Raw genomic sequence first — 23,577 nt, 5'->3', positions numbered from 1 at the left:
TACGGTTGCGCTTCTCGACCGCCTCTCCCTTCCGCTCGCTACGGTTCTGTCAGGCGTTGCGAATTTTGTGGTCTTATTGCTATGTCTCATGTTTACGTGAAACAATGTCGCACCAAACCACAGCGACGGCTGGAACAGCGATTCACACCACCTGAAAGTTATCCAGCACCATGTTGACCGGCCTGAACCACCTCACCCTGTCCGTGCGCGACCTGGCGCGCAGCGTCGCCTTTTACCGCGACCTGCTGGGCCTGCGCCTGCATGCGCACTGGGACAGGGGCGCGTACCTGTCGGCCGGGGATTTGTGGCTGTGCCTGTCGCTGGATGGGCAGGGCACGGCCGCGCTGGCCAGCCCCGCCTATACGCACTATGCGTTTGCCATTTCACAAGAAAACTTCGCCGCCTTTGCCGCCCGCCTGCGCACGGCTGGCGTGGCGGAATGGCAGCAAAACAACAGCGCCGGCGATTCCCTGTATTTTCTCGACCCGGACGGCCACCAGCTGGAAGCCCATGCGGGCAGCCTGGCGCAGCGGCTGGCGGCGTGCCGCGCCGCGCCGTATCAGGGCATGGCGTTCGACGATTGACGTAAAATCGGTATATTTGGTAAATTGATTAAAATATCAGGCGACACAAGCACCGTTGCCGTGAAAAAACACTGTCACCCATCGATAAGCCTCTGATAACCTTGCTTTTAAGTCTTAATAAAGCTGACAAGATTCCATCTGACAATAGGCAAATTCGCCACATTTTATTGCAAAAATAAAAATATTGATTGAAAATAGTTAACACTTATTTGTCGTATTCGCTAGAATCGATAACGCATCAGCTAATCCTGAAGATGCATGATCAGTTCTGAGGGCAAACCCGTCGAAAGGCGGGGACGCAAAGCCACCGGCCTACCGCGCGCAAGCGCCACGGCAGCGGGGCTGCCAATGCCCAGGACCGGGACCGCCAGAGCGCGGCGCCAGGCCTGGATGCATTGTCGAGATGTGGCCCTCGCCCAACTCGGAGAGTTTCGCCATGAAAAAAATCATCCCCCAGCATTCCCGTCACGGGCGCCTGCTGCTGGGCGCGACTGCCGCGCTCGTGCTGGGCGCCTGCGGTCCCGGCCAGGAGACCTCGGCGCCGCCTGCCGCCATCGCCACGGCGGCGACCCATTTCAATGTCGAGGTACCCGTCATTCCCGCCGCCGTCGGCGCGCTGGTGGTGCAACCGATGTTCCATGCGGCCCCCGCCCTGCTCGATGCACCTGACGGGCGCGACAGCGCCAACAGCAGCGGCTCGGCCCACTGGCGCCCGCACTTGCAGAACGTGCCCGGCGCCATGACGGACATGAGCACGCGCCGCCTGACGGCGCAAAAAATCGCCGTCGCGGAACAGACGGCACAGGATATCGCGCCGCTGGCCAGCGACGGGTCGGGCCCGGCCGCCCCCATGGCCGGCAGCAGCGTCGTGGCCACCTATTCTCCCGCGCAAATCCGCGCCGCCTACGACCTGCCCGCCCTGCCGGCGGCAGGCACGGCGCTGACGCCGGCCCAGGCGGCCCAGCTGGGCGCGGGGCAGACGATCTACATCGTCGACGCCATGCACAACCCGAACGCGGCCGCCGAACTGGCCATCTTCAACCAGAAATTCGGCTTGCCCGGCTGCACCACCAAGGCCATCGCCACGAATGCCACCCTGCCCCTGCCGCCCGCCCCGGCCAGCGGCTGTGAATTTTCTGTTGTCTACAACACGCCATCGAGCACCATGACGGCCACCGCGCCCGCCTATAACTCGGGCTGGGCCATGGAAATCGCGCTCGATGTGCAATGGGCGCATGCCACGGCGCCGCTGGCGCGCATCGTGCTGATCGAGGCGCCCGACGCGTCCGTCAACAGCCTGCTGGGCGCCGTGCGCCTGGCCAACCTGATGGGCCCTGGCGTCGTCTCGATGAGCTTTGGCGCCGCCGAAGGCAGCTGGACGGCTTCCGTCGACAGCGCCTTCACGGGCAAGAACATGAGCTACCTGGCCGCCACGGGCGATTCGGGCAGCGGCGTATCCTGGCCTTCCGTCTCGTCCAACGTGCTGGCCGTGGGCGGCACCACGCTCAGCTACAGCGGCAGCGGCGTGCGCAGCGAAGCGGCCTGGTCCGGCACGGGCGGCGGCATCAGCGCCTACACGGCCCTGCCCACCTACCAGACGGCCAGCGTGCCCGGCCTGACCAATCTGCTGCGGCGCAATGTGGCCGACGTGGCCTTCAATGCCGACCCCGCCACGGGCCAGTACACGGCCGTGATGGCGCCCGGCAGCAGCACCGCCAGCTGGCTCAGCATCGGCGGCACCAGCCTGTCCACGCCGCAATGGGCCGGCCTGATCGCCATCGCCAACGCCAGCCGCGCGCTGCAGGCGAAAACGGCGCTCGGATTGCCGCACAACATGCTGTACGGCCAGATCGCCACCGTGCCCGGCACCTTTGCCAGCAGCTTTGCCGACATCACGCGGGGCAGCAACGGCACCTGCAGCGTGTGCACGGCCAGGATCGGCTATGACCCGCTGGGCGGCCTGGGCACGCCGAACGTAAAAAGCCTGCTGGCCAGCCTGTCGGGCACGCAGATCGCCCCCGCCGCCCCCGTCGTGGCGCCGGCCGGCATCAGCGGCACGGCCGGCAAGCCGCTGTCGTTCACCGTCTCGGCCACCGCGTCCAACCCACTCAGCTACGCCATGCTGGGCGCGCCGGCCGGCATGAGCATCGCCTCAACGGGCGTGGTCAGCTGGACAGCCCCCGCGGCAGGCACGTATGCCGTGACCATGGTGGCCAGGGATAGCGTCAGCGGCCTGACCGGCCAGGGCGTGTACAGCATCGTCATCGCCCCCGTCGCGCCGCCCGTCGTCGCCGCTGGCGCCATCACGGGCAAGGTGGGCACGGCGCTGGCATTCAATGTCAGCGTCACGGCCGCCAATCCCGTCAGCTACGCGCTCGCCGGCGCGCCGGCCGGCATGTCCATCAGCAGCGCCGGCCTCGTGAGCTGGGCCGCCCCCGTGGCGGGCACCTATGCCGTCACCGTGACGGCCAAGGATACCAAGACGGGCCTGAGCGGCAAAGGTCTCTACACGGTGGCCATCGCCGCCCCGCTGCCGCCCGTGGTGACGGTCGCCAGCGTCAGCGGCAAGCCCGGTGTGGCCCTGTCGTTTACGGCCACGACGGTGGCGCCCAACGCCGTCACGTACAGCCTGTCGGGCGCGCCATCCGGCATGGCCATCAGCGCCGCCGGCGTCGTCAGCTGGGCCAAGCCCGTGCTGGGCAGCTACAGCGTGACCGTCACCGCCAAAGATACGAAAACGGGCTTGACGGGCAAGGCCGTGGCCACGGTAAAAATCGCCGCCGCCGGTCCCACGATCAGCGCCGCCCCCATGACGGGCGTAGCGGGCAAGGCCATGAGCGGCAGCATCGTGCTGACGGCGCCTGGTGCAACCTGGCTGCGGATCTCGATCGACGGCGCGCCGCTGGGCATGCAGTTTTCCATGAGCGGCCTGACCATCACCGCCAACTGGCCGCAACCGGTGGCCGGCAGCTATACGCTGAAGGTGGTGGCGCTGGACAGTAACGGCTTGACGGCGCAGCTGACCGTGCCGGTAAGCGTCACGGCAAAATAGACTGCCGCAACGCGGCCTGCCAACGGGGCGCAGCGGGACACACGTCCCCTGCGCCCCGTTTTTCATGCGCGCGGCCCTTGCAGCGAATCCGGAAAAGGAGTATATATAGTCCATAAACAGAGTTTTATTGAAGGACATCCCATGAATCTCGCCTACGCCTACCCCAAGAGCCGCTTCGAGCCGGCCATCCTCGTGGACCTGAACGCCAAGGCCGAGCGCGAGCGCTTGTCGCAAGCGGCCCTGAAAGGCTTCTTCAAGCTGGCCGCCGCCTGGAAGTTGCGCGACGACGATGCGCGCGAACTGCTGGGCGGCCTGTCCAGCAGCGCCTGGTACGAGTGGAAAAAGCACCCGGACCGCGTGCTGGAAGTGGACCGCATCACGCGCATTTCGTATTTGCTGGGCATTTATAAAGCCTTGCACATCCTGTATGGCGACAAGCTGGCCGACGAATGGGTCAGCCTGCCCAACAAGAACCCCGTGTTTGGCGGCCGCACGCCGTTGTCGCAGATGCTGGCAGGCGGCCTGCTGGCCATGCAGACGGTGCGCAAGCTGCTCGATGCGCGCCGCGGAGGGCTGTAATCGTGCCTGCCGCCCCGCATGCCCCCCTGCCGCCGCTGGCCGCCCTGCGCCAGATCGACACCTGCCGCCTGATTCCCTCGCGCTTCGCCGACATGGAAGATTCCGTGCTGGCGCCGCTGGCCGAGGACGACGGCCACCTGCGCGAGCTGTTCGAACTCGATAACGCGACGAATGCGCGCCTGGTGGCCGAGTACGGCGGCGCGCCAGGAATTGGCGTGGACGAGCTGGTTTTTGGCGTGCCGAACTTTCGCATCATCAATGCCGCCTACACGTATGCCCGCCCGGAAGGGGCGCGTTTTAACGATAGCGAGCGGGGCGCCTGGTATTGCGCCTTCGACATGACAACGGCGCTGGCCGAGATCATTTTCCACAAGACCGTGGAATACCAGGAAATCGACTATTTCGACGACAGCGTCAGCTACCAGTCGCTGCTGGCCGATTTTTCCGCCAGCTTTCACGACTTGCGCGGCCAGCAGCGCTACCAGGCTTGCCTGGACCCGGCCAGCTACATCGCCTCGCAAGACCTTGCCGCCATCCTGCTCGACGCGGGTTCCATGGGCGTGATCTTCCCCAGCGTGCGGCACGCCGGCGGCACCAACCTGGCCTGCTTCCGCCCCGCCCTGGTGGGCAATGTTCGCAAAGGCGCCGCCTATCGGTTAACATGGCGGGGTACGCCGGCGCCGCGCGTGGAAATCCTCCCAGGATAGCTGCGCGGCACGGCACCCGACTCACCGCAACCTGATCTCACATGCAAACCAATCCTGAAAAAGACACCGAACTGCGCCTCAAAGTGAACAGCGAAACGGCCCGCCTGGCCTGGAGCGAGCTGGAAAAGCACTTCGCCCAAGGCAACGTCGTCTGGGTCGCCAATGAACTGGACCTGGTCGAAGTGGCCGTGCGCATCTCGCACGACGACAAGGCCACCATCACGCAATGGATGGCCGACGGCAAGGTCGCCAAGGTCTCCGACCAGCAGGCGCTGGACTGGCAGGCGGCCGATGCGGCCCTGTGGGCCGTCGTCGTCAGCCCGTTCATCCTGGTGCAGCAGGAAAAGCCGACCAGGCACTGATACCTAAAGGCTGCGCTCGACCATCAGGCGCAGCGACGCGCTGCCATCGATGCGCGTCACGCTGTCGCTGCGGCCCTCCTCATCCACATACGATTGCCCTTGCAGCTGCTGCTGGCGCAGCAGGTTGGCCGCCGACAGGCGCACGCGTGTCTTCGCGTCCGGCTGCCACAGCGCATACGCGTCCAGGGTGCGCCGCACGCCCGCATCGCTGCTGGCATGCGCATCGAGCCGCGCCAGGCCGCCCGTCTGCACGTGCAGATTGCCGCCCATGCTCATCCCAGGCGAGAGCCGGTAATCGAGTCCCAGGTTCAGCGTGGCCGGCACCTGGCTGGCCAGGCGGTTGCCGGGACCCGGCACGGCGGCGACCTTGGACCAGTTGCGCCCCGCGTTGGCGCGCACGTCGAGGTCGGGCGCCTGCGCCCACCAGATCCGCAAGGGGAACTTCACATCCATCTCGATGCCGCGCACCGTGGCCGTGCCGTTGTTGAACGGGCTGGCCGTCCAGATGCCATCGCGCTGGAACAAGCGCTGCACGGTGACGTCGCTGATGCGCCGCGCATATCCCGACAGGCTGGCCACGCCGCTCTTGCCGAAATAGCTTTCCCAGGCCGCGTCCAGCCCCCACGCCAGTTCCGGGCGCAGGTCGGGATTGCCCTGGAAATCGGGATTGTTGGCGCTGTTGCCATTGTTGATGGTGTAACGGCGCGGCACCAGGTTGCGCGTGGCGGGCGCCTTGTAGGTGCGCGCCAGCGCCAGCCGCAGCTGGTCGCGTTCCTGCTCCGGCAGCTTCCACAGCAGCTGCGCCACGGGGCTCCAGACCTTGGCCTGCGTGCGCACCTCGCTCAGGGTGCGGCCCTCGGTCGCCGTCTGCAAGCCCTCCCAGCGCACGCCCGCATACATTTGCAGGCGCGGCGTCACGTCCCACTCATCCTGCGCATACAGGGCCAGGCGCCGCACGTCGGCCGTGTAGTCTTCATCGAGCGCGTACGGCGCGCCGCCGGCAAGATAGGTGTCGCGCTGGCGGCGCGACTCGCTGCGGCGTATCAGGCTGCCGTCCCAGCCCAGGCTCAGGGCGTGCCCGCCGCCCAGCCGGCCCAGGTATTTGCCGCTGCTGTTGACGCTGTCGTCGACGGCGTCGGAGACCACGCCGCGCAGCAGCAGGGGCGCGCCATCGGCCGCCGCGCCATGAAACGCGTAATCCGTGTCGCGCCGGTTGTGGTTGACGCCCAGTCTGGCCGTCAGCTTGCCCGCCGCCCCCAGCGCGTGCGACCAGCTCACGTCGCTGCGCGCGGAAAACACGCTCGCTTGCGAGGTGGCGCCATTGCGCGGATACGCCGTGGGCATGCCCAGCAAGACCGTTTCGCTGGCCACGCCGTCAAATCCCGTGCGGTACCAGTCCAGCAGGCTTTGCCAGGTGACGGTGTCGCCCTTGTCCAGGGTCCAGTGCAGGCGCGGCGTCAGGCTGGCCTTGTTGACGGACGAGGCATTGCGCGTGCGCGTGTCGCGCAGCGCCAGCGGCGTGCCGGCCGGCCCGGACGTCGTTTCAGTCGTGCCGCCCGCCACGTCATCGGCCGTGCGCTCGACCGCCCCCGTCAGCGAGTAGGCGAAACCGGGCAGCTTGTCCGCCACGCGCAGCGATGCGGCAGGCTGCCAGCGGCCATCCTGCCTGCCCGCACCCAATTTCCATTCGCGCTCGGCGCCGCTGGCGCCCTTGCGCAAGACCACGTTGATGCTGCCGGCGACGGCCTGCATGCTGTATTCGGCCGTCGCGCTGCGTAAAATCTCGATGCGCTCGATCATCTCGGGCGCGATCGATTCGATGGAAAAACCCGGTGGCGCCGGTTCGCCGTTGATCAGCATCTGCGTGTAGCCGGCGCCCAGGCCCCGCATGCGCACCTCGCTGCCGACGACGGACACGCCGGGCTGGCGCTTCAGGGCCGCCGCCAGGCTGCTGTCGCCATATTGGGCAAGATCGTCGCGGCTGACGATGATTTTCGCGGCCGTGTCGTCGCGCCGCTGCTGCAGGCCGCTGGCGGCGGTAATTTCAACTTTCTGCAGCGGCGCCTCGTCGGCGCAGGCAGCGGCCGGCAAGAGCAGAAAAAGGAGAGGGAAAGTCGGGCTGGCGCTGCGCATGATGCCTTTTCTACACTGCGGGTACGGGAGCGCGCAGTGTAGAGGATTTGACAATGCGCAGCAAGCGCATTGTCAAGCCAGCTTCAGTGCCCGCCGCCCAGATACGCCGCGATCACCTTCGGGTCCGTTTTCAGGCTCTCGGCCGGGCCATGCACGGAGATGCTGCCGTTTTCCAGCACGTAGCCGTAATCGGCCACGTTCAGGGCGGCGGCGGCGAATTGTTCGACCAGCAGCATGGTCACGCCCTCGGCCTTCAAGCGCGTGATGATGCGGAAGACTTCTTCCACCAATATCGGCGCCAGGCCCATCGACGGCTCGTCCAGCAGGATCACTTCCGGGTTCAGCATCACGGCGCGGGCCATGGCCAGCATCTGCTGCTCGCCGCCCGACAAGGTGCCGGCCAGCTGGTCGCGCCGCTCCTTCAGGCGGGGAAACAGCTCCAGGGCCTTGTCCAGATCTCCCTTGATGTCGCCTTTCGGGCGCGCCCGCGTAAAACGGGGAAAGGCGCCCAGCAGCAGGTTGTCCGTCACCGACATCGAGGCGAACACCCTCCTGCCTTCCGGCGAATGGGCCAGGCCGGCGCGCGCGATGCGGTGCGAGTCGAGCCCCGTGACATCCTTGCCGCCCAGGGTGACAGTGCCGGATTTCGGTTTGAGCATGCCGGAAATGGCGCGCATGGTGGTGGTCTTGCCGGCGCCGTTCGAGCCGATCAGGGTCACCAGCTTGCCCTTCGGGACTTCCAGCGAAATGCCGTGCAGGACTTCGACTTTGCCGTAGGCGGCGTGCAGATTATGAATGGTCAGCATGGTCTTCCTCTCAGTGCGCCGCAGGGCTCAGGGTGTCGGCGCTGCCGCCCAGGTAGGCTTCGATCACTTTCGGATCGCTCTGGACAAGCGCGGGCGCGCCCTCGGCGATCTTCTGGCCGAAGTCCAGCACCGTCACCACGTCCGACAGGGCCATCACCACGTCCATGTGATGCTCGATCAGGATGATGGTGATGCCGTGTTCGCGGATCTTGCGGATGATGGCCATCAGTTCTTTGATGTCGGGCGCCGTCAGGCCCGCCGCCGGTTCGTCGAGCAGCAGCAAACGGGGGTTGAGGCCCAGCGCGCGGCCGATTTCCAGCAGCCGCTGCTTGCCGTATGGCAGATTGCGCGCCTCTTCGTTGGCCAGGTCCGCCAGGCCGACGAATTCCAGGATGCTGGCGGCCCGCTCGCGCGCGGCCTTCTCTTCGCGCTTGTAGCGGGGCGTATGCAGCATCACGTCCAGCACGTTCGACTTGAACGTATTGTGCAAGCCCACCAGCACGTTCTCGGTGGCCGTCATCTCGCCGAACAGCTGCACGTTCTGGAAGGTGCGCGCCACGCCGCCCAGGGCGATTTCGGACGGCGTGCGGCCGGAAATGACGGCGCCCGCGAATTCCACCTTGCCCGCCGTCGGCTTGTAGATCCCCGTGAGCACGTTCATCATCGTGCTCTTGCCCGAGCCGTTCGGCCCGATCAAGCCGTGCACGGAGCCCTGCGTGACGTTCAGGTCCACCTGGTTCAGCGCTTTCAGGCCGCCGAACTGCATCAGGGCCTGCTCCACGCGCAGCAGGGTGGCGCCCTGCTGCCCGCCTTGCGCATGATCAAACGGCGCCACGCCGTGCGAAGCGACGGCTTGCACATGGCGCCGGCCCTTGCCGATAAAGCTCATCAAAAAGCCCACGATGCCGTCCTGCAGGTAGTACACGACGAATAAGGTCATCAGGCCGAAGATGGTCAGACGCCAGTCGACCATGTTGTCCAGTTTGTAAGAATACGCGGCCAGGCCGATGGTGGCCACCAGGGGCACGAGCACGCCGCGCACGGTCGAGCGCTTTTTCGCCAGCATGAAGGCCGAACCGATCACGCCCAGCACGGCGGCGGAGACGGCGATCTTGCGGAACAATTCGATGTCCGACAAGAGGCTGGGCAGCATGACGACGATCAGGGCGCCGATCAGCGCGCCCGAGCGCGTCTTGCGTCCGCCCATGATGACGGCCAGCAGGAACAGGATCGTCAGCTCGAAGTTATAGGTATTCGGCGAAATATACTCTTCCGAATACGCATACAGGCTGCCGGCCAGGCCCGCGAAGCCGGCGCTGATGACGAAGGCATACACCTTGTAGCGGTAGACGGACACGCCCATGCAGTCCGATGCAATGGGGCTGTCGCGCAGCGCCTCGAAGGCGCGGCCCAGGTTCGACTTCAGGATGCGGTGCACCACCACCAGCGAGATCACCAGCAGCGCGGCGACCATGTAGTAGTACTCCACTTCCGTCAGTTTGTGGCCGAACAGGACGGGCTTGTGAATCTTGATGCCCATCGGCCCTTCCGTCAGGAAGCTCATCTCGTTGATCAGGATTTGCACGATGGTGCCGAAGGCCAGCGTGACCATGGCCAGGTAGGGTCCCGTCACGCGCAGGGCCGGCAAGGCCAGGATGGCGCCGAACAGGGCCGCGCCCGCGATACTGGCGGGGATGGCCAGCCAGAACGACACGCCCAGCTTGAACACCAGCACGCCCGTCACGTACGAGCCGATGCCGAACAGGCCGGCGTGGCCCAGCGACACCTGCCCCGTGTAGCCGACGACGATATCGAGGCCGAACAGCAGAATGGCGTAGATCAGGATGGTCTCGGCCAGGTGGATATAATAGGGGTTCGGGATGACGATGGGGAACAGCGCGAGCGCGGCCAGTCCCGCCGCGCTCAGCGCCAGCATGGTGATTTTCTTGTTCATGTGGTCCTCAGACTTTCTTGATCGCGGCTTTGCCGAACAGGCCGGACGGCTTGACGGCCAGTACCAGCAGCAACAGCAGCAGGCCTGGCACTTCCTTGTAGCCCGTGGAGATGTAATAGCCGGTGGTCGTTTCCGCGATGCCCAGGATCAGGCCGCCCACGATGGCGCCCACGCCCGAGGTCAGCCCGCCGATGATGGCCACGGCAAACGCTTTCAGGCCCAGCGAGGCGCCCATGGTGGCCCCCGTCAGGGTCAGCGGCGCCACCAGCACGCCCGCAAAGGCGGCCGTGGCAGACGACAGCGCATACGAAAACGTGATGACCATGCCCGTGTTGATGCCCATCAAACCGGCCGCGTCGCGGTCGTTGGCCGTCGCCACGACGGCCTTGCCGTAGATGGATTTGCGGTTGAACACTTCGACGGCCAGCATGATGGCCAGCGCGCCGACGATGACGGCCACCTGCATCTGCTGCACGTTAGCGCCAAACACCTGGAACGGCGCGGCCGACAGCGGCGACGGGAACATCAGGTCGTCCTTGCCCCAGATGTTTTCCGCCACGTTCTTGAAAATGATGGCCAGCGCGATGGTCGACATGATCCAGCCGAATTCGGACTTGATCTTGATGGCGGGCCGCACGCCTATCCATTCGACGAACACGCCCTGCAAGGCGCCGAAGACGATGACGATGGGGATCATCAGCAGGTAGCTCATGTACGGGCCGCCGTGGATGGTGCCCACCAGGGACAGGCCCACGAGCGCGCCCAGCATCAGGGATTCGCCCTGGCCAAAGTTGAGGGTGCCCGATGTCGCGAAGGTCAGCTGGTAGCCGAAGGCGATGACGGCATAGATCATGCCCAGCGCGATGCCGCTGAAGACGAGCTGCAGGAAGATTTCCATGGTATTCCCCGAAGGATGGAGGATAAAAAAATGGCCAGTCCTGATTCCTCAAGGCTGGCCACTGCGCGGCGAATGTCTGCCAGGCTTATTTCGCGAGGACGACTTTGCCGTCCTTGACTTCGCCAAACACGGTCAGCTCGGCCGTGATCGCTTCATGGTTGGTCTTGCTGAACGGCTTGTTGTAGGTGGTGACGGCGCCTTCCACTTTTTCACTCAGGTTTTCCAGCGCGGCGCGCACTTTCGGGCCATCCGTGCCGCCCGCCTGCTTGAAGGCCGCGGCCAGCAGGTAGATGGAATCGTAGCCTTGCGCAGCCGAGACGGCCGACGGCATGCGTCCGCCCGACGGCTTGTAGGCGGCCACGTAGGCGTCGATGAAGGCCTTGCGCTTGGGCGTGCTGGCATCCTGGATGAAGGTTTGCGGCATGCGCGTGCCATTGCCGTTCTTGCCCGCGTTGTCGATGAAGTTACCCATGGCCAGGGTCCAGCTGCCGATCAGCGGCACTTTCCAGCCCAGTTTTTCCATGCCGTTGGCGATCTGCGCCAGTTCCGGGCCGATGCCGTAGGTCAGCACGACTTCCGCCCCCGCCTGCTTGGCTTTCAGCAGCTGGGCCGTCATGTCGACGTCCTTGATGTTGTATTTTTCAACGGCGACGGGCTTGATGCCCTTCTTGTCGAGCGCCTTTTCCAGGTCTTCACGGCCCAGCTGGCCATAGTTGGTGGAGTCGGCCAGGATCGCCACTTTCTTGAACTTGCGGTTCTCGATCGCCTCATGCACGATCATGCCGGACTGGATGGTGTCATTGGCCGCATTGCGGAAGATGTAGTTTTCCGGCTGGTCGGCGAATTGCTTGGTGACGATGGAACCCGTCGCCACATTGTTCATGACGGGAATTTTCGCTTCCTGGTAGAAGCGCTGCGAAGCGAGGGCCACGCCCGTATTGATGTAGCCGACGGTGGCGGCAACCTTTTCCTTGTTGATCAGTTCCTGGGCGATCTGCACGCCGCGTTCGTTCTTCGCTTCGTCATCGCGCTCGATCAGCAGCAAGGAACGGCCCAGTACGCCACCCTTGGCATTGATTTCCGCGACGGCCAGCTTGACGCCGTCGCGCATCGACACGCCCATCGGCGCGGAACCGCCCGTAAACGGACCGGACACGCCGATCTTTATGGGGTCGGCTGCGACGGCCGCCTGCGAGAAACCCAAAACCAAACTTGCCACGAGCAATTTCTGTTTCAAATTCATTGTCATCTCCTCTAATACAACGTTTTTAATGCCACTTATTTTTATAGTCGTACGCTGGATAACCGCCCCATCGATAAATCATTGTAGGTGAGTAAACATGCACCAGCAACAACTACATATGACGCGTCGCAACATGCGAAAAAGACCGCATTACCCGTCCGATGTCAGTCTTTTGTAAGGAAAATATGGCGCAAATTGGCGCACCTGCGCCATTCGGCAACAGCCCTGCCGCCGATACGGGACGGCCAGGCGACTTCGACAGCGAGCTGATCTGGCGCAATACTGCTACTCCTCAGCATGCTAATGTCGGCCATGCCAGCGCATGCGCGCCGGACCCGTCAGCCACTGCTACCGCATGGAGGCCATATGCAGCGCCCGTCGACATCATCCCTCTTCCCCCTGCTGCTTGGCGCCAGCCTGCTGCTGGGCGGCTGCGCCACCGACCTGGCGCCCGTGCGCACCTTTGCCGAACAGACGCAAAAGATGTCGGTTCACTTCGAGCCCATGCTGGCGGGCGGCGTCCACAGCTGCATGGACAAGGCCATGCGCAAGCGTTTGATCCTGGCCGAGCGTTTCGATGCGCAAGCCAGCGAACAGGCGGCGCGCGCCGATTGCGCCGCCCTCGCGCAGGCCAGCGCGTCGGTCGCCAGCCTGAACGACGTCCTGTTGCGCTATGCGCACACGCTGGCGGCGCTGGCCGACGACAAGCTGCCCGTCTACAAGGAAGAGTTTGGCGGACTCGGCGAGGCGCTGGGCGGCCTGGCGCAGCCGGGCGCCGGCGCGCCCCTGCTCGATGCGGACAAGCTGTCCAAGGTCGTCAAGCTGAGCGAGCACCTGAGCCGCCTGGCCACGCAGCGCCTGCAGAAATCGGCCTTGCGCGAACTGCTCGACGAGCAGGAAGCCATCGATATCGTCGGCAATGCGCTCAAGGAATATGCGCTGCGCGGCTACCGCGCCGGCTTGCAGGATGAATTGCGCGACCTGGCCCTGCTGCGCGGCGCCGTCGATAACGCCGCGCCGCGCGAACCGCTGGCCGCCAACTACATCCGCACGCGCTTGCACCTGGAAGGCCGGCAGCTGCAGGAAAGGGAAAAGATCGCCGCCGCGTACGTCGCCGCCGTCGATGCGCTGCAAGCGAGCGTGGCCGCCCTGCGGGCCAATCTCGACCGCCTGCAGGCGCCCGAACTGGAACGGCAACTGGCGCGGTTTTCACGCGACGTCGAAACACTGCAGCGGCAAGCGGCCTTCTATGCCCCGGCCCGCTGGTAAATGGCAGGCCCACCGGAGAATCCCATGTCCCCCCTGACCGAACTGACGAAAGAGCAAAGCTACGCCATCGCCGACAGCCTGGCGCAGGCGTCAAGCCTGGTGCTGGAATTGCGCATCCGCGAACGGGAAGCGCTGGCGCCGGACGAGCGCGCGCTGCTGGAGCAATATGAAAACCACCTGGACCAGATGGTGGCCCTGTTCCGCGCCTATGGTATTTACCTGACGGCCGAAGGCGCCGAGCAGGCGCGCGTCGATATCGACGGCGCCATCGCCAGGGGCAAACAACAGCTCAAGCGCATCGCCGACGTCAAGGCCGCCATCGCGGCGGCGGCCAGACTGGTCGACCTGGGCGCGGCCATTTTGTCGCGCGACCCGTTTGCCATCGGCGAGGCGGCGGCCAGTTTGCGGGCCAAGCCTAAAAAAGACGCTCAGGCTTGACCCGGCCGCCGGACAAGCGGCTTACTCGATGCTGAGCACGCCCTGGTCCGAACTCTGATGCGTCCCGGCGCCATCGGCCGCTTCGGCCAAGCTCCAGGCGTAGCCGCCGGCCGCCGGCACCGACGTCAACGCGTAGTGCGCGCCCGGTTTCAGTCCGGTAGCCAGGATGGTGCCGCCGGCCTGGGTCGAGACCCAGTCCATGCGGGCGGCGGGCGCCACTTCGCGGTTGAACAAGGCGTGCAACTGCCCGCCCAGCAGCAGTGCCTCCGTGTTGGCTGCCGCCGGCAGGCGTATGGCGCTCGGCGCAGCGGCCGGCCCCGTGCCGCCGTCATTGTCGGCAACGGCCAGCACATGCAGGAAGTACTCGGGCGCGTTCAGGGCGGGCGCCGCGGGCGCCGCCACTTCCAGGCGCCAGGCCCCGACATCGCTGGTCCACGATTGCTGCTTGCTGACCAGCGGCGTCTGATTGCGCCACAGATAACTGCCATCGGCCTGGCGCCGGCGCACGGTGAAGCGGCAATCGGCGCCGTTGGCGGCAACGGCGCCCGTTTCGAGATCGGTCTGCGCACAGCCATTGCCCCCCTCCTGCGCACCGCCCACCTTGCGCACACTGGCATTGAGCGGCAGGATCGTCTGCGCCGTCAGCATGCCGCCGCCATTGCGAATGGTGACGATGCGCTCCTGCCCCGCGGTGTAGCCCAGCTGGTACTGGCCATTGCCCAGCGCCGTCACGCCCGGCGCGCCCGATACTGGATCATTTGCCGTGTGCAGCAGGAAGGTCGCCGGCAAGGCCTGCTTGCTGCGCACGCTGTCGAAGACGACAGTGACCGGCTTGCCCCAGAACGATGGCGAGCGCAGGAACAGCACATTGCGCACGAAACCGTTGGCCATATCGAGCTTGCTGGACGCATAGGCCTTGCTTGCATTGCCGCTGGTGTAGGTGTACTGCGGCGTATTTTCGTAACGGATGATGCCGTCGAGCGCATTCGGGCCCGCAGGGCTGATTTCCTCGATCGTCGGATAGCCCTGTCTCGGCGCATAGAACCATTGGCCGCCGTCATTGCTGAATTCCCTGTCTCCGCGCGTGAACCGCTCGTTCTTGTCGAATATCAGCAGCGTATTGTGGGCAATGCTGCGCGTGTAGTAGTTCCACCAGTGGCTGCTGCCATATTCTTCATACAAGCCCGTGTCGAGCAGCAGCGGCGCCTTGTAATTGAGCGAAAAACTGTTCTGGTCGAAGTGCTGGTGATTTTCCGCGATAAAGGACGTCGATTTGAATTCCAGCAGCGTGGCATTCGCATAGTCCCAGGTATCGCGCATCAGCACCTGGCCCGACGTCCTGAAATGGCGCGACAGTTCCAGCGATTCCAGCGGCGCCGCCGGCAGTTGAACGGGCCACAGCAGCCGTTCCAGTATCAGGGCATCGTGCGCGCTGCGCGACGCCACGACATGCTCGCGATAAAACTTCCCGGCCACGCCATCGGCCGTATCCGTCACCGCGCCCAGCGCCAGCTGTCCGATCAATGTGCTGCCGAGCGGCGTCGTGAAATTGTCGCCGCTGGCGGGAAAGCTGCCGTCATGGCGCAAGCCGTAGATATACGGATAAATCAGCCTGGCTTGCCAATCGGCCTGCAGCAGGGGCGCCGCCCCCGTACTTTCCAGCGCGCTGCGCCACAGGAGCAGGCGCTCGGGAATGCTCGATACGCCATAGGCAAAGCCCATATGGTGGCCGCCGTCGACCGAAATCAGGGCGCGTGCCGCAAGAAAGCCCTTTTCGTAGTGCGCATACGATGTTTCAATCATCGGCAACACTTCCGGATGCTCGTCGACGATGGCCAGCAAGCCGACGGTGACATTATTGACGGCGCTGAACGGGTGGCCGCTGATATAGAAACCGGCGATGGACGGCTTCGATTCGCTGCGGTCCCACTGTTCATACACGGGCTTCTTCTTGCAATCAAAACTGGTGCTGGTGATATATAACTGCTGATAGCCGCACATCGAGACAAACAGATTCTCGTGCCCCTTGCCCGTATCGGCGGCGATCGTTTCCTTGATTCGCTGCGCCGTCAGGTCGCGGTAGGTGCCGAAACCCACGGCGTCGGGCACGGCGCGCGCGCCCGTATCGGCAAACAGCCAGTCGTACAGGATGCCCATGGCGCCCACCCGTCCGCCCGACGACCACTCGCCGCCGGCCACGGGGGGCGTCACCAGCAGCTTGTCGAGGTAATTCAGGGCGCCATCCAGATATTTCGCATTGCCCGTCAGGCGGTAGGCCATGGCCAGCATCTGCGCAGTTTCATAAATCGTGCCGCGGCTGCCGGTGGCCACGTTGCACACGTCCGGCACGCCGCCGGCAGGGGGAATCAGCGGACAGGCCTGAAGCGTGCTCACCCGTCCGTCGACACGTTCCATGAAGCCGTACCAGGCCTTGCTGAGCAAAGCATCCATCGCCGGTGCCTGCCACAATTCATGGCCGCCGCCATCGAGCAAACGGAAATTGCGCACGGTTTCATTGCGCCGCATGCCTATCCTGCTGATCTGCCCATCCGCCTTCCATTCCATCGGTGGCGTGGCGCCGGTGCCGTCGACCGTTCTCCAGCCCATGGGCACGGCAACGCCATTGACTCTCAAGTCAATTTTATGGGTCTGGCTATTCCATGACAACTGGATGTTCGACCAGACATCGGGTTTTAAATCGATCCTGGCGACAGACAGATACTGGGCCAGTCCATTGACCTGGAAGCCGACCTGGAAACCGAGGCTTTCCCCCGCCGCACCGGCCGGACTGTCATAGGAATCGACGTGGCGGATAAAAAAGCCGTTGCGGCTCGGACTGAATTCGCCAAAAACCGGCTGGTTGACGCTATCGAGCGCATCCTTGCGCCCGGCGAACAGCTCCAGGCTGATGCTGCCGCCTGCGGCGGGAAACGCGGCCGGCAGATTCGGCAATTGCGGTTTCAGCGCATCGAAACTGGCTTGATTCAGGAATAGCCGCGGATGGCCCTGCTTGATGGGCGCTGGCAATTGCGCCATCGCGGAAGTGGCAAGCAGGCAAAACATGCCCAGCACGGCATGCGCCATTTTCCTCGGCAAGAACGGCACACCGCTTCGGCGATGGCGAAACATTGTTTTCTGTTGGCGAATCATTTGACTTTGCACACGGGCTCCCGGAATCAACCAGTTAATAAAAAAACCATATGGCGAATACTGCCATACAATTTTTCAAAAAAGCCAATAATGATCATAAAATAACAAATTATTGAAAGAAAATATAAGCAGTAGGAATTACCACGAAGAATTAATATTTCCGATCAAAAACAAACAATTCCTTCAACACATTCCAATTGCACCAGGCCTGCCCCAGGCAGCCGGCCATGCCCTCAAGGCTCGGGCGGACGGTGCCCCATCGCATGCGTGGCCATCTTCAGGTACAGGAACGATTGCTCCTCGCTGTGCGCGTAGCCCATCTGCCCTTCGGCCAGGGCCACGGATTTCTGCTGCAGCGCTTCCGGGTAGTCCAGGTCGCAGGCGGCGTCGAGCCAGTAGCGCGCCCGGGCTTCGTCGGTATCCTGCAGCATGTTCGCCACGATGAACATGGCCGGCGCCACGCCCCGTTGCGCGGCCAGTTCCAGCCAGCGCAGCGCGGCGGCGCCGTCCTGCGGCCCGCCCATGCCGTTCTTGAGCATCAAGCCCAGGTAATACGCGGCGGGACCGCTGCCCTGCCCCGCCTCGCGTTCGAACAGGATGCGCGCCTGCGGCTGGGCCGCGGCTCCCGCGCGCATCAGGGTCTTGGCCTGGGCCGTGAGATCCGGCCCTGCCGCCGCCAGCGGCGATACGGCCAGGGCGACGACGCACAACCAGGCCTTCATTTCGACAGATCCACTTGATACAGCGCAAAGCCCTTGCCCGCGCCATCATCAGGCTTCAGCTGCGTGACGTTGCCGATGCCGGCCGCCCTGGCCAGCTCGATCACGCCCGGCGCCGAGTGGAACACTACCGGACCTTTCGTGGCAACCCTGGCGAATCGCCAGCTGCGCGCCGCGCCGTTTTTCGCGCGCGTCAGGTTTTTTTCTTGCGTCACGTAGGCGATCAGCAGTTCGCGGTTGTTGTCGGGCGAGGCCACCACCGTCTTGCTGCCGTCCAGGCCAGGGAAATTGCCGCCGCCGCTGGCGCGGTAGTTATTCGTCGCGATGAGGAATTCCTGGCTGGAATCCACGGGCTTGCCTTTGTAGCTCAGACCCTGGATGCGCCGGCCCGGCGGCTGCGTGACGTCGATCTGGTAGCGCACGTCGGCGCTGGTGATGGCATCGAAGTTGTAGCTCGGGTGGGCCGTGTTGACCAGTTCCTGCGCTTCCAGCTTGTTCGGGTCGATGGTGTTGAAGCGCCGCGCCGACTGTTCCAGCCAGGCTTTCAGCTCCGCGCCGTTCATCTTCACGCCGTACAGCGCGTTCGGATACAGATACAGGTCGGCCGCGTTGTTCAGCGCCACATTGCCCGCCTTGACGTCCGTGTAGTCGGACACGCCGGCCGAGCCGCTCTTGAACGGCGACGACATCGACAGCACGGGCAAGTGCGCGTACTGCGGCAAATTCGCCTTCACGTAGGCGGCGAGATAGCCCGATTGCGCCTGGTTCACCACCTCGATGGCGCTCACGTCGCCCACGTCGGCGAAATACGTCGACATGCGGAAATCCGTGGCGCCGACCGGCGTCTGCACGTAGGCGATGGTGGCCGCATGTTCCTCGGCCACCAGTGCGGCGATGGCCGCATCAGGCTGTACATAGCTCTTGTCCGCGTTCTGGATGCCGCGCGCTTCCACCGTGGTGGCGCTCTTGTCGACCACCCACTGCTTGCCGTCGTGGCGCAGGCGCAGGCCGATCACGCCCAGGTGCTTGCCCCACAAATTGGCCATCACGGTGGGCACGCCGTTGACCAATCCCTTGACCTTGTCAACGCCGGGCAAATTAAACTGCGGCACCGTGCTGGCCGCGTTCGGGAACAGCTGGTGCGAGTGACCGATCAGCATGGCGTCCACGCCCAGCACTTGCGACAGGTAGTAATTGCCGTTTTCCATGGTGGGCGAGTACGGGCTGTCATCGAGACCGCCGTGCGAAATGGCCACCACCAGTTCGGCGCCTTTCGCGCGCATCTCGGGAATGAATTTTTCCGCCGTCTCGCGCACGCCCTGCGTGTAGACGCGCCCTTCCAGCCAGCGCTTGTCCCAGGCCATGATGGTGGGCGGCGCAAAGCTGATGATGCCCACCTTGACGGTACTGGTGATGGGCTGGCCATCGGGACCGGTGGCCGTGATCTGCTTGTCGATGATGTGATATGGCGCAAACAGGGGCTTGCCCGTCCTGGCGCTGTAGACGTTGGCCAGCACTTGCGGGAATGCGGGGCCGGCGCAGCGCGGTTTGCCGGCATCGACGCTGTCGACGTCGAAGCGGTTGCCCGTCACCTGGCTCAAAAACGCCAGGCCGTAGTTGAATTCATGGTTGCCGATGCCGCCGCCGTCCACTTTCAGCAAGTTCATGGCCTTGTAGATGGCCAGGGTCTGGTCGCAGGCCAACGGTTTCACGAGGGCCTGGTAGTCGGCCAGGGCCGTGCCCTGGATGGTGTCGCCGTTGTCGAGCAGCAGATTGTTCGGGAATTGCGCGCGCGCCTGGGCGATCAGCGCCGCCGTGCGTTCCAGGCCGATCGACGGCTCCGCCTGCAGCTTGTAGTAATCATAACTGAGCACGTTCGCGTGCAAGTCCGTCGTCTCCAGCAGGGCCAGGGTGGCGCTGCTGCCGGCCGGCGCGGCCGATGGCGCCGGGGCGGATCCCGTGGCGGCGGGCGGCAAGGCGCCGCAGCCGGCCAGCAGCAGCGGTAACAGGACGAGACGGGGAAGTTGAAGCATGATGTATTCCTGTGGAAAGACAATATCGCCAGCATCATACGCAGCACGCCAGCCATCTTCAAGGCAAAAATATTGTCGCAAATACAGCAAAATCGGCATTTTATTGCCCCGCGCGGCGGCAATTGCGCCGCGGCGGCAGCGGAAACGCGCCGCGCTCGCGTATAATTCAAGGTTTGATTTCACCATAGAAGACCAGAACATTATGGAAGCCGAACGCATCAATATCATCTCCGCCCTGCTCAACGACCTGACGGTCCGCGAAGCCGAACTTCGGAGGTATCTTTGACTTCACTGTCAAGTCGGAGAAACTAGAGCAAGTCAACGAAGAGCTGGAAGACCCCACCGTCTGGAACGATCCCAAGCGCGCCCAGGACCTCGGCAAGGAGAAGAAGGCGCTGGAAGCCATCGTCTTCACCCTGGCCAAGGCCGATGCCGACCTGCGCGACACCCGCGACCTGTTCGACATGGCCCGCGAAGAAGGCGATGACGAGACGCTCGAAGCGATCGAGCAGGACGTGCAGGAAATCCGCAAGGTCATCGAAAGCATGGAATTCCGCCGGATGTTCAACAATCCGATGGACCCGAACAACTGCTTCATCGACATCCAGGCCGGTGCCGGCGGCACGGAAGCCCAGGACTGGGCTTCGATGCTGCTGCGCCAGTACCTGCGCTATTGCGAACGCAAGGGTTTTAAAGTTGAAATCCTCGAGCAGTCCGACGGCGAGGTCGCCGGCATCAAGACGGCCACTTTGAAGGTCGAGGGCGATCACGCCTACGGCTTCCTGCGCACGGAAACTGGCGTGCACCGCCTGGTGCGCAAGTCGCCATTCGACTCGGCCAACGGCCGCCATACGTCGTTTACGTCGCTGTTCGTGTATCCGGAAGTCGACGATTCGATCGAGATCGACGTCAACCCGGCCGATATCCGCGTCGATACCTACCGCGCGTCGGGCGCCGGCGGTCAGCACATCAACAAGACCGACTCCGCCGTCCGCATGACCCACGCGCCGACCGGCATCGTGGTGCAGTGCCAGAACGACCGTTCGCAGCACCGCAACCGCGCCGAAGCGATGGAAATGCTGAAAGCGAAACTGTACGAGCATGAGCTGCGCAAGCGCATGAGCGAGCAGCAAAAGCTGGAAGACTCGAAGACGGACGTGGGCTGGGGTCACCAGATCCGCTCCTACGTGCTGGACCAGTCCCGCATCAAGGACTTGCGCACCGGTTTCGAGACGGGCAATACCAAGGGCGTGCTCGATGGCGACATCGACGACTTCATCTCCGCCTCGCTCAAGCAAGGCGTATAAGGATGAACGCATCCGCTCCAGTAACGGCGCAGCGTGCCTTCCTGTTCGACATGGATGGCACGATCGTCGACAACATGGCCTTCCACACGACATCGTGGCTGGCGTTCTTTGAACGCCAGGGCCATGCGCTGGATGCGGACGCCTTTTTCCGCGACACGGCGGGACGCCAGGGCCGCGAAATCATCGCCAAGTACCTGGGCGAGGATGCCGACCACGTCACCCTGCTGGCTGAAAAGGAAGTCGTCTACCGCGAACTGTATGGCCCGCACCTGGCTACGGTGCTTGGCTTCGACCGGCTGATCGCCAGCGCGCGCCAGCATGGCGTGGGGCTGGTGGTCGGCACGGCCGCGCCGGACGAGAATATCGCGTTCACGCTCGATGGCCTGGACCTGCGCCACCGCTTCGACGCCATCGTCGGCGCCGCCGACGTGGAACGGGGCAAGCCGCACCCGGACGTTTTCCTGAAAGGCGCGCTGCTGGCCGGCGCGCTGCCGCAAGACTGCATCGTCTTCGAAGACGCGCCCCTGGGCGTGGAAGCGGCGCGCCGCGCCGGCATGCGGGTCGTGGTGCTCACCACCACCCTGCCGGCCGAGGCGTTTGCCGCCTTCGACAACATCATTGCCATCGTGCCGGATTTCTCCGCACTCGACGTCGACGCACTGTTTGCCAGCGTGGCGCCAGCGCTGGCATCACATCATCAATCATCACCAACGAAGAACACCATGACTACGGATATCCAAGAACAAGCCGCCGCCCCCGATGAAAACAAGATCATCGCCGAGCGCCGCGTCAAGCTGGCAGCACTGCGCGAACAAGGCGTCGCCTTCCCGAACGATTTCCGCCCCGAGCACAAGGCGGCCGACCTGCACGCGCAATACGGCGGCAAGACGCGCGAAGAGCTGGAAGCCGAACCTGTCACCGTGGTGCTGGCCGGCCGCATGATGCTCAAGCGCGAAGCAGGCAAAAAAGCCGCTTTCGCCACCTTGCAAGACGCTTCCGGCCCGAAGGCCGACGGCCGCATCCAGATCTACGCCACCCTCGACCTGACGGGCGAAGCGGCCATGGCCGCCCTGCACCACTATGACCTGGGCGATATCCTGGGCGTGACGGGCACCCTGTTCAAGACCAAGACGGACGAACTGACCATCAAGGTCACGGAACTGCGCCTGATCACCAAGTCGCTGCGCCCGCTGCCGGACAAATTCCACGGCCTGGCCGACCAGGAAACCAAGTACCGCCAGCGCTACGTCGACCTGATCATGAACGAAGAGACGCGCCGCACCTTCAAGGCGCGTACCGCCGCCATCTCGTCGATCCGCCGCTTCATGGAAAAGAACGAGTTCATGGAAGTGGAAACGCCGATGCTGCACACGATTCCGGGCGGCGCCGCGGCCAAGCCGTTCATCACGCACCACAATGCGCTCGACATGCAGATGTTCCTGCGCATCGCGCCCGAGCTGTACCTGAAGCGCCTGGTGGTGGGCGGCTTCGACCGCGTGTTCGAGATCAACCGCAACTTCCGCAACGAAGGCGTGTCGATCCGTCACAACCCTGAATTCACGATGATGGAATTCTACGCGGCCTACACCGACTACAAATGGCTGATGGATTTCACGGAAGCCGTCATCCGCCAGGCTGCCATCGACGCGCACGGCACCGCCACCCTGACCTACGGCGGCCGCGAGCTGGACCTGGCAAAGCCGTTCCACCGCCTGACCATCGTCGAAGCGATCAACAAGTACGCTCCAGGCTACACCGCCGGGCAATTGAACGATGCCGAATTCATCAAGGAAGAGCTGAAAAAATTCGGCGTCAAGCCGTTTGCCACGGCCGGCCTGGGCGCGCTGCAACTGGCGCTGTTCGAAGAGACGGCTGAAGCGCAGCTGTGGGAACCGACCTACATCATCGACTATCCGGTCGAAGTGTCGCCACTGGCGCGCGCTTCCGACACGGTGGCCGGCATCACGGAACGCTTCGAGCTGTTCATGGTGGGCCGCGAAATCGCCAACGGCTTCTCCGAGTTGAACGACGCGGAAGACCAGTCGGCCCGCTTCCTGGCGCAAGTCGCCGCCAAGGACGCCGGCGATGAAGAGGCGATGTTCTACGACGCCGACTACATCCGCGCGCTGGAATACGGCATGCCGCCCGCCGGCGGCTGCGGCATCGGCATCGACCGTTTGATGATGATCATCACGGATTCGCCGAACATCCGCGACGTCCTGCTGTTCCCTCACCTGCGCCGCGAAGAGTGATGAACACCTGAAAAATCTACTGCGCGTCGCGATTTGCGGCCTGCGATGCTCACTGCCTCGGCGGCCCCGTGCCCAGCACAGTTGCGCTTCT

General features: G+C 64.1%; 18 protein-coding genes, 1 pseudogene and 1 riboswitch. Of the genes and pseudogenes, 11 read left to right on the top strand and 8 right to left on the bottom strand.

Annotated elements, in window-relative coordinates:
- Positions 1-170 precede the first annotated feature (170 nt).
- The 5 genes from fos to IGS61_RS10405 all read left to right on the top strand — a co-directional run bounded on the left by fos (position 171) and on the right by IGS61_RS10405 (position 5,284).
- Positions 171-584, top strand: a complete 414-nt coding sequence (fos, locus tag IGS61_RS10425; RefSeq protein ID WP_230539511.1) for a fosfomycin resistance glutathione transferase — start codon at positions 171-173, stop codon at positions 582-584.
- 263 nt (positions 585-847) lie between these two features.
- Positions 848-934: riboswitch (cyclic di-GMP riboswitch) on the top strand.
- 86 nt (positions 935-1,020) lie between these two features.
- Positions 1,021-3,636 carry a S53 family peptidase gene (locus tag IGS61_RS10420; RefSeq protein WP_230539510.1) on the top strand — a complete coding sequence of 872 codons (2,616 nt, stop codon included), beginning with the start codon at positions 1,021-1,023 and terminating at the stop codon, positions 3,634-3,636.
- Positions 3,637-3,777: 141 nt separating this feature from the next.
- Positions 3,778-4,215 carry an MbcA/ParS/Xre antitoxin family protein gene (locus IGS61_RS10415; protein WP_086148046.1) on the top strand — a complete coding sequence of 146 codons (438 nt, stop codon included), beginning with the start codon at positions 3,778-3,780 and terminating at the stop codon, positions 4,213-4,215.
- A 2-nt stretch (positions 4,216-4,217) separates the two neighbouring features.
- Positions 4,218-4,922, top strand: coding sequence for an RES family NAD+ phosphorylase (locus IGS61_RS10410; RefSeq protein WP_230539509.1), 705 nt, complete (start codon positions 4,218-4,220; stop codon positions 4,920-4,922).
- Between the two features lie 41 nt (positions 4,923-4,963).
- A complete protein-coding gene (locus tag IGS61_RS10405) occupies positions 4,964-5,284 on the top strand; it encodes a DUF2288 domain-containing protein (protein WP_070254191.1) in 321 nt (106 codons plus the stop codon).
- A 3-nt stretch (positions 5,285-5,287) separates the two neighbouring features.
- On the opposite strand, the gene IGS61_RS10400 is transcribed toward IGS61_RS10405, so the two are convergent.
- The 5 genes from IGS61_RS10400 to IGS61_RS10380 form a co-directional block, all read right to left on the bottom strand.
- The gene (locus tag IGS61_RS10400; RefSeq protein ID WP_230539508.1) at positions 5,288-7,417 is read right to left on the bottom strand and encodes a TonB-dependent receptor plug domain-containing protein; all 2,130 of its coding nucleotides are present in this window, start codon (positions 7,415-7,417) and stop codon (positions 5,288-5,290) included.
- Between the two features lie 83 nt (positions 7,418-7,500).
- Complete coding sequence (locus tag IGS61_RS10395) at positions 7,501-8,223, bottom strand: ABC transporter ATP-binding protein (RefSeq protein ID WP_070313573.1); 723 nt, start codon at positions 8,221-8,223, stop codon at positions 7,501-7,503.
- 10 nt (positions 8,224-8,233) lie between these two features.
- Positions 8,234-10,177 carry a branched-chain amino acid ABC transporter ATP-binding protein/permease gene (locus IGS61_RS10390; RefSeq protein ID WP_230539507.1) on the bottom strand — a complete coding sequence of 648 codons (1,944 nt, stop codon included), beginning with the start codon at positions 10,175-10,177 and terminating at the stop codon, positions 8,234-8,236.
- Positions 10,178-10,184: 7 nt separating this feature from the next.
- Positions 10,185-11,075: a branched-chain amino acid ABC transporter permease gene (locus IGS61_RS10385; RefSeq protein WP_010398938.1), complete on the bottom strand. Its 891-nt coding sequence runs from the start codon at positions 11,073-11,075 to the stop codon at positions 10,185-10,187.
- An 85-nt stretch (positions 11,076-11,160) separates the two neighbouring features.
- Positions 11,161-12,318 carry an ABC transporter substrate-binding protein gene (locus IGS61_RS10380; protein ID WP_230539506.1) on the bottom strand — a complete coding sequence of 386 codons (1,158 nt, stop codon included), beginning with the start codon at positions 12,316-12,318 and terminating at the stop codon, positions 11,161-11,163.
- 366 nt (positions 12,319-12,684) lie between these two features.
- Between IGS61_RS10380 and IGS61_RS10375 the strand changes: the two genes are divergently transcribed.
- Positions 12,685-13,587: a hypothetical protein gene (locus IGS61_RS10375; RefSeq protein ID WP_230539505.1), complete on the top strand. Its 903-nt coding sequence runs from the start codon at positions 12,685-12,687 to the stop codon at positions 13,585-13,587.
- Between the two features lie 24 nt (positions 13,588-13,611).
- A complete protein-coding gene (locus IGS61_RS10370; RefSeq protein WP_230539504.1) occupies positions 13,612-14,025 on the top strand; it encodes a hypothetical protein in 414 nt (137 codons plus the stop codon).
- Between the two features lie 21 nt (positions 14,026-14,046).
- On the opposite strand, the gene IGS61_RS10365 is transcribed toward IGS61_RS10370, so the two are convergent.
- The 3 genes from IGS61_RS10365 to IGS61_RS10355 form a co-directional block, all read right to left on the bottom strand.
- Complete coding sequence (locus tag IGS61_RS10365; RefSeq protein WP_230539503.1) at positions 14,047-17,109, bottom strand: heparinase II/III domain-containing protein; 3,063 nt, start codon at positions 17,107-17,109, stop codon at positions 14,047-14,049.
- A 299-nt stretch (positions 17,110-17,408) separates the two neighbouring features.
- On the bottom strand, positions 17,409-17,897 hold the full coding sequence (locus IGS61_RS10360; RefSeq protein WP_230539502.1) for a tetratricopeptide repeat protein: 489 nt from the start codon (positions 17,895-17,897) through the stop codon (positions 17,409-17,411).
- Positions 17,894-19,927 carry a bifunctional 2',3'-cyclic-nucleotide 2'-phosphodiesterase/3'-nucleotidase gene (locus IGS61_RS10355; RefSeq protein WP_230539501.1) on the bottom strand — a complete coding sequence of 678 codons (2,034 nt, stop codon included), beginning with the start codon at positions 19,925-19,927 and terminating at the stop codon, positions 17,894-17,896. Before IGS61_RS10355 ends, IGS61_RS10360 begins: the two co-directional genes overlap by 4 nt.
- Between IGS61_RS10355 and IGS61_RS10350 the strand changes: the two genes are divergently transcribed.
- From IGS61_RS10350 to lysS, 4 genes and pseudogenes are all read left to right on the top strand, one after another.
- Complete coding sequence (locus IGS61_RS10350; protein WP_230539647.1) at positions 19,926-20,213, top strand: hypothetical protein; 288 nt, start codon at positions 19,926-19,928, stop codon at positions 20,211-20,213. The genes IGS61_RS10355 and IGS61_RS10350 overlap by 2 nt on opposite strands.
- A protein-coding gene (gene prfB, locus IGS61_RS10345; protein ID WP_139143151.1) for a peptide chain release factor 2 occupies positions 20,130-21,234 on the top strand; the annotation gives its coding sequence in 2 pieces (ribosomal slippage) (positions 20,130-20,210 and positions 20,212-21,234; 1,104 coding nt in all). Before IGS61_RS10350 ends, prfB begins: the two co-directional genes overlap by 84 nt.
- A gap of 2 nt (positions 21,235-21,236) precedes the next feature.
- Positions 21,237-21,791, top strand: a pseudogene (locus tag IGS61_RS10340) (HAD family hydrolase); the annotation flags it as partial.
- Between the two features lie 165 nt (positions 21,792-21,956).
- Positions 21,957-23,486 carry a lysine--tRNA ligase gene (gene lysS, locus IGS61_RS10335; RefSeq protein WP_077405689.1) on the top strand — a complete coding sequence of 510 codons (1,530 nt, stop codon included), beginning with the start codon at positions 21,957-21,959 and terminating at the stop codon, positions 23,484-23,486.
- The last annotated feature ends 91 nt before the right edge of the window (positions 23,487-23,577 follow it).

The sequence above is a fragment of the Janthinobacterium sp. FW305-129 genome (genome assembly GCF_020858115.1).
In the GTDB taxonomy this organism is placed as follows: domain Bacteria; phylum Pseudomonadota; class Gammaproteobacteria; order Burkholderiales; family Burkholderiaceae_D; genus Janthinobacterium.
The sequence above is the reverse complement of the archived record's forward strand: the minus strand, read 5'-3'. Positions and strand labels throughout refer to the sequence as shown.

Bases quoted from the DNA above. Each gene is read 5' to 3' on its own strand.
- fos (WP_230539511.1), top strand. From the start codon at position 171: ATGTTGACCGGCCTGAACCACCTCACCCTGTCCGTGCGCGACCTGGCG.
- IGS61_RS10420 (WP_230539510.1), top strand. From the start codon at position 1,021: ATGAAAAAAATCATCCCCCAGCATTCCCGTCACGGGCGCCTGCTGCTG.
- IGS61_RS10415 (WP_086148046.1), top strand. From the start codon at position 3,778: ATGAATCTCGCCTACGCCTACCCCAAGAGCCGCTTCGAGCCGGCCATC.
- IGS61_RS10405 (WP_070254191.1), top strand. From the start codon at position 4,964: ATGCAAACCAATCCTGAAAAAGACACCGAACTGCGCCTCAAAGTGAAC.
- IGS61_RS10400 (WP_230539508.1), bottom strand. From the start codon at position 7,417: ATGCGCAGCGCCAGCCCGACTTTCCCTCTCCTTTTTCTGCTCTTGCCG.
- IGS61_RS10395 (WP_070313573.1), bottom strand. From the start codon at position 8,223: ATGCTGACCATTCATAATCTGCACGCCGCCTACGGCAAAGTCGAAGTC.
- IGS61_RS10390 (WP_230539507.1), bottom strand. From the start codon at position 10,177: ATGAACAAGAAAATCACCATGCTGGCGCTGAGCGCGGCGGGACTGGCC.
- IGS61_RS10385 (WP_010398938.1), bottom strand. From the start codon at position 11,075: ATGGAAATCTTCCTGCAGCTCGTCTTCAGCGGCATCGCGCTGGGCATG.
- IGS61_RS10380 (WP_230539506.1), bottom strand. From the start codon at position 12,318: ATGAATTTGAAACAGAAATTGCTCGTGGCAAGTTTGGTTTTGGGTTTC.
- IGS61_RS10375 (WP_230539505.1), top strand. From the start codon at position 12,685: ATGCAGCGCCCGTCGACATCATCCCTCTTCCCCCTGCTGCTTGGCGCC.
- IGS61_RS10370 (WP_230539504.1), top strand. From the start codon at position 13,612: ATGTCCCCCCTGACCGAACTGACGAAAGAGCAAAGCTACGCCATCGCC.
- IGS61_RS10365 (WP_230539503.1), bottom strand. From the start codon at position 17,109: ATGGCGCATGCCGTGCTGGGCATGTTTTGCCTGCTTGCCACTTCCGCG.
- IGS61_RS10360 (WP_230539502.1), bottom strand. From the start codon at position 17,897: ATGAAGGCCTGGTTGTGCGTCGTCGCCCTGGCCGTATCGCCGCTGGCG.
- IGS61_RS10350 (WP_230539647.1), top strand. From the start codon at position 19,926: ATGATGTATTCCTGTGGAAAGACAATATCGCCAGCATCATACGCAGCA.
- IGS61_RS10355 (WP_230539501.1), bottom strand. From the start codon at position 19,927: ATGCTTCAACTTCCCCGTCTCGTCCTGTTACCGCTGCTGCTGGCCGGC.
- lysS (WP_077405689.1), top strand. From the start codon at position 21,957: ATGACTACGGATATCCAAGAACAAGCCGCCGCCCCCGATGAAAACAAG.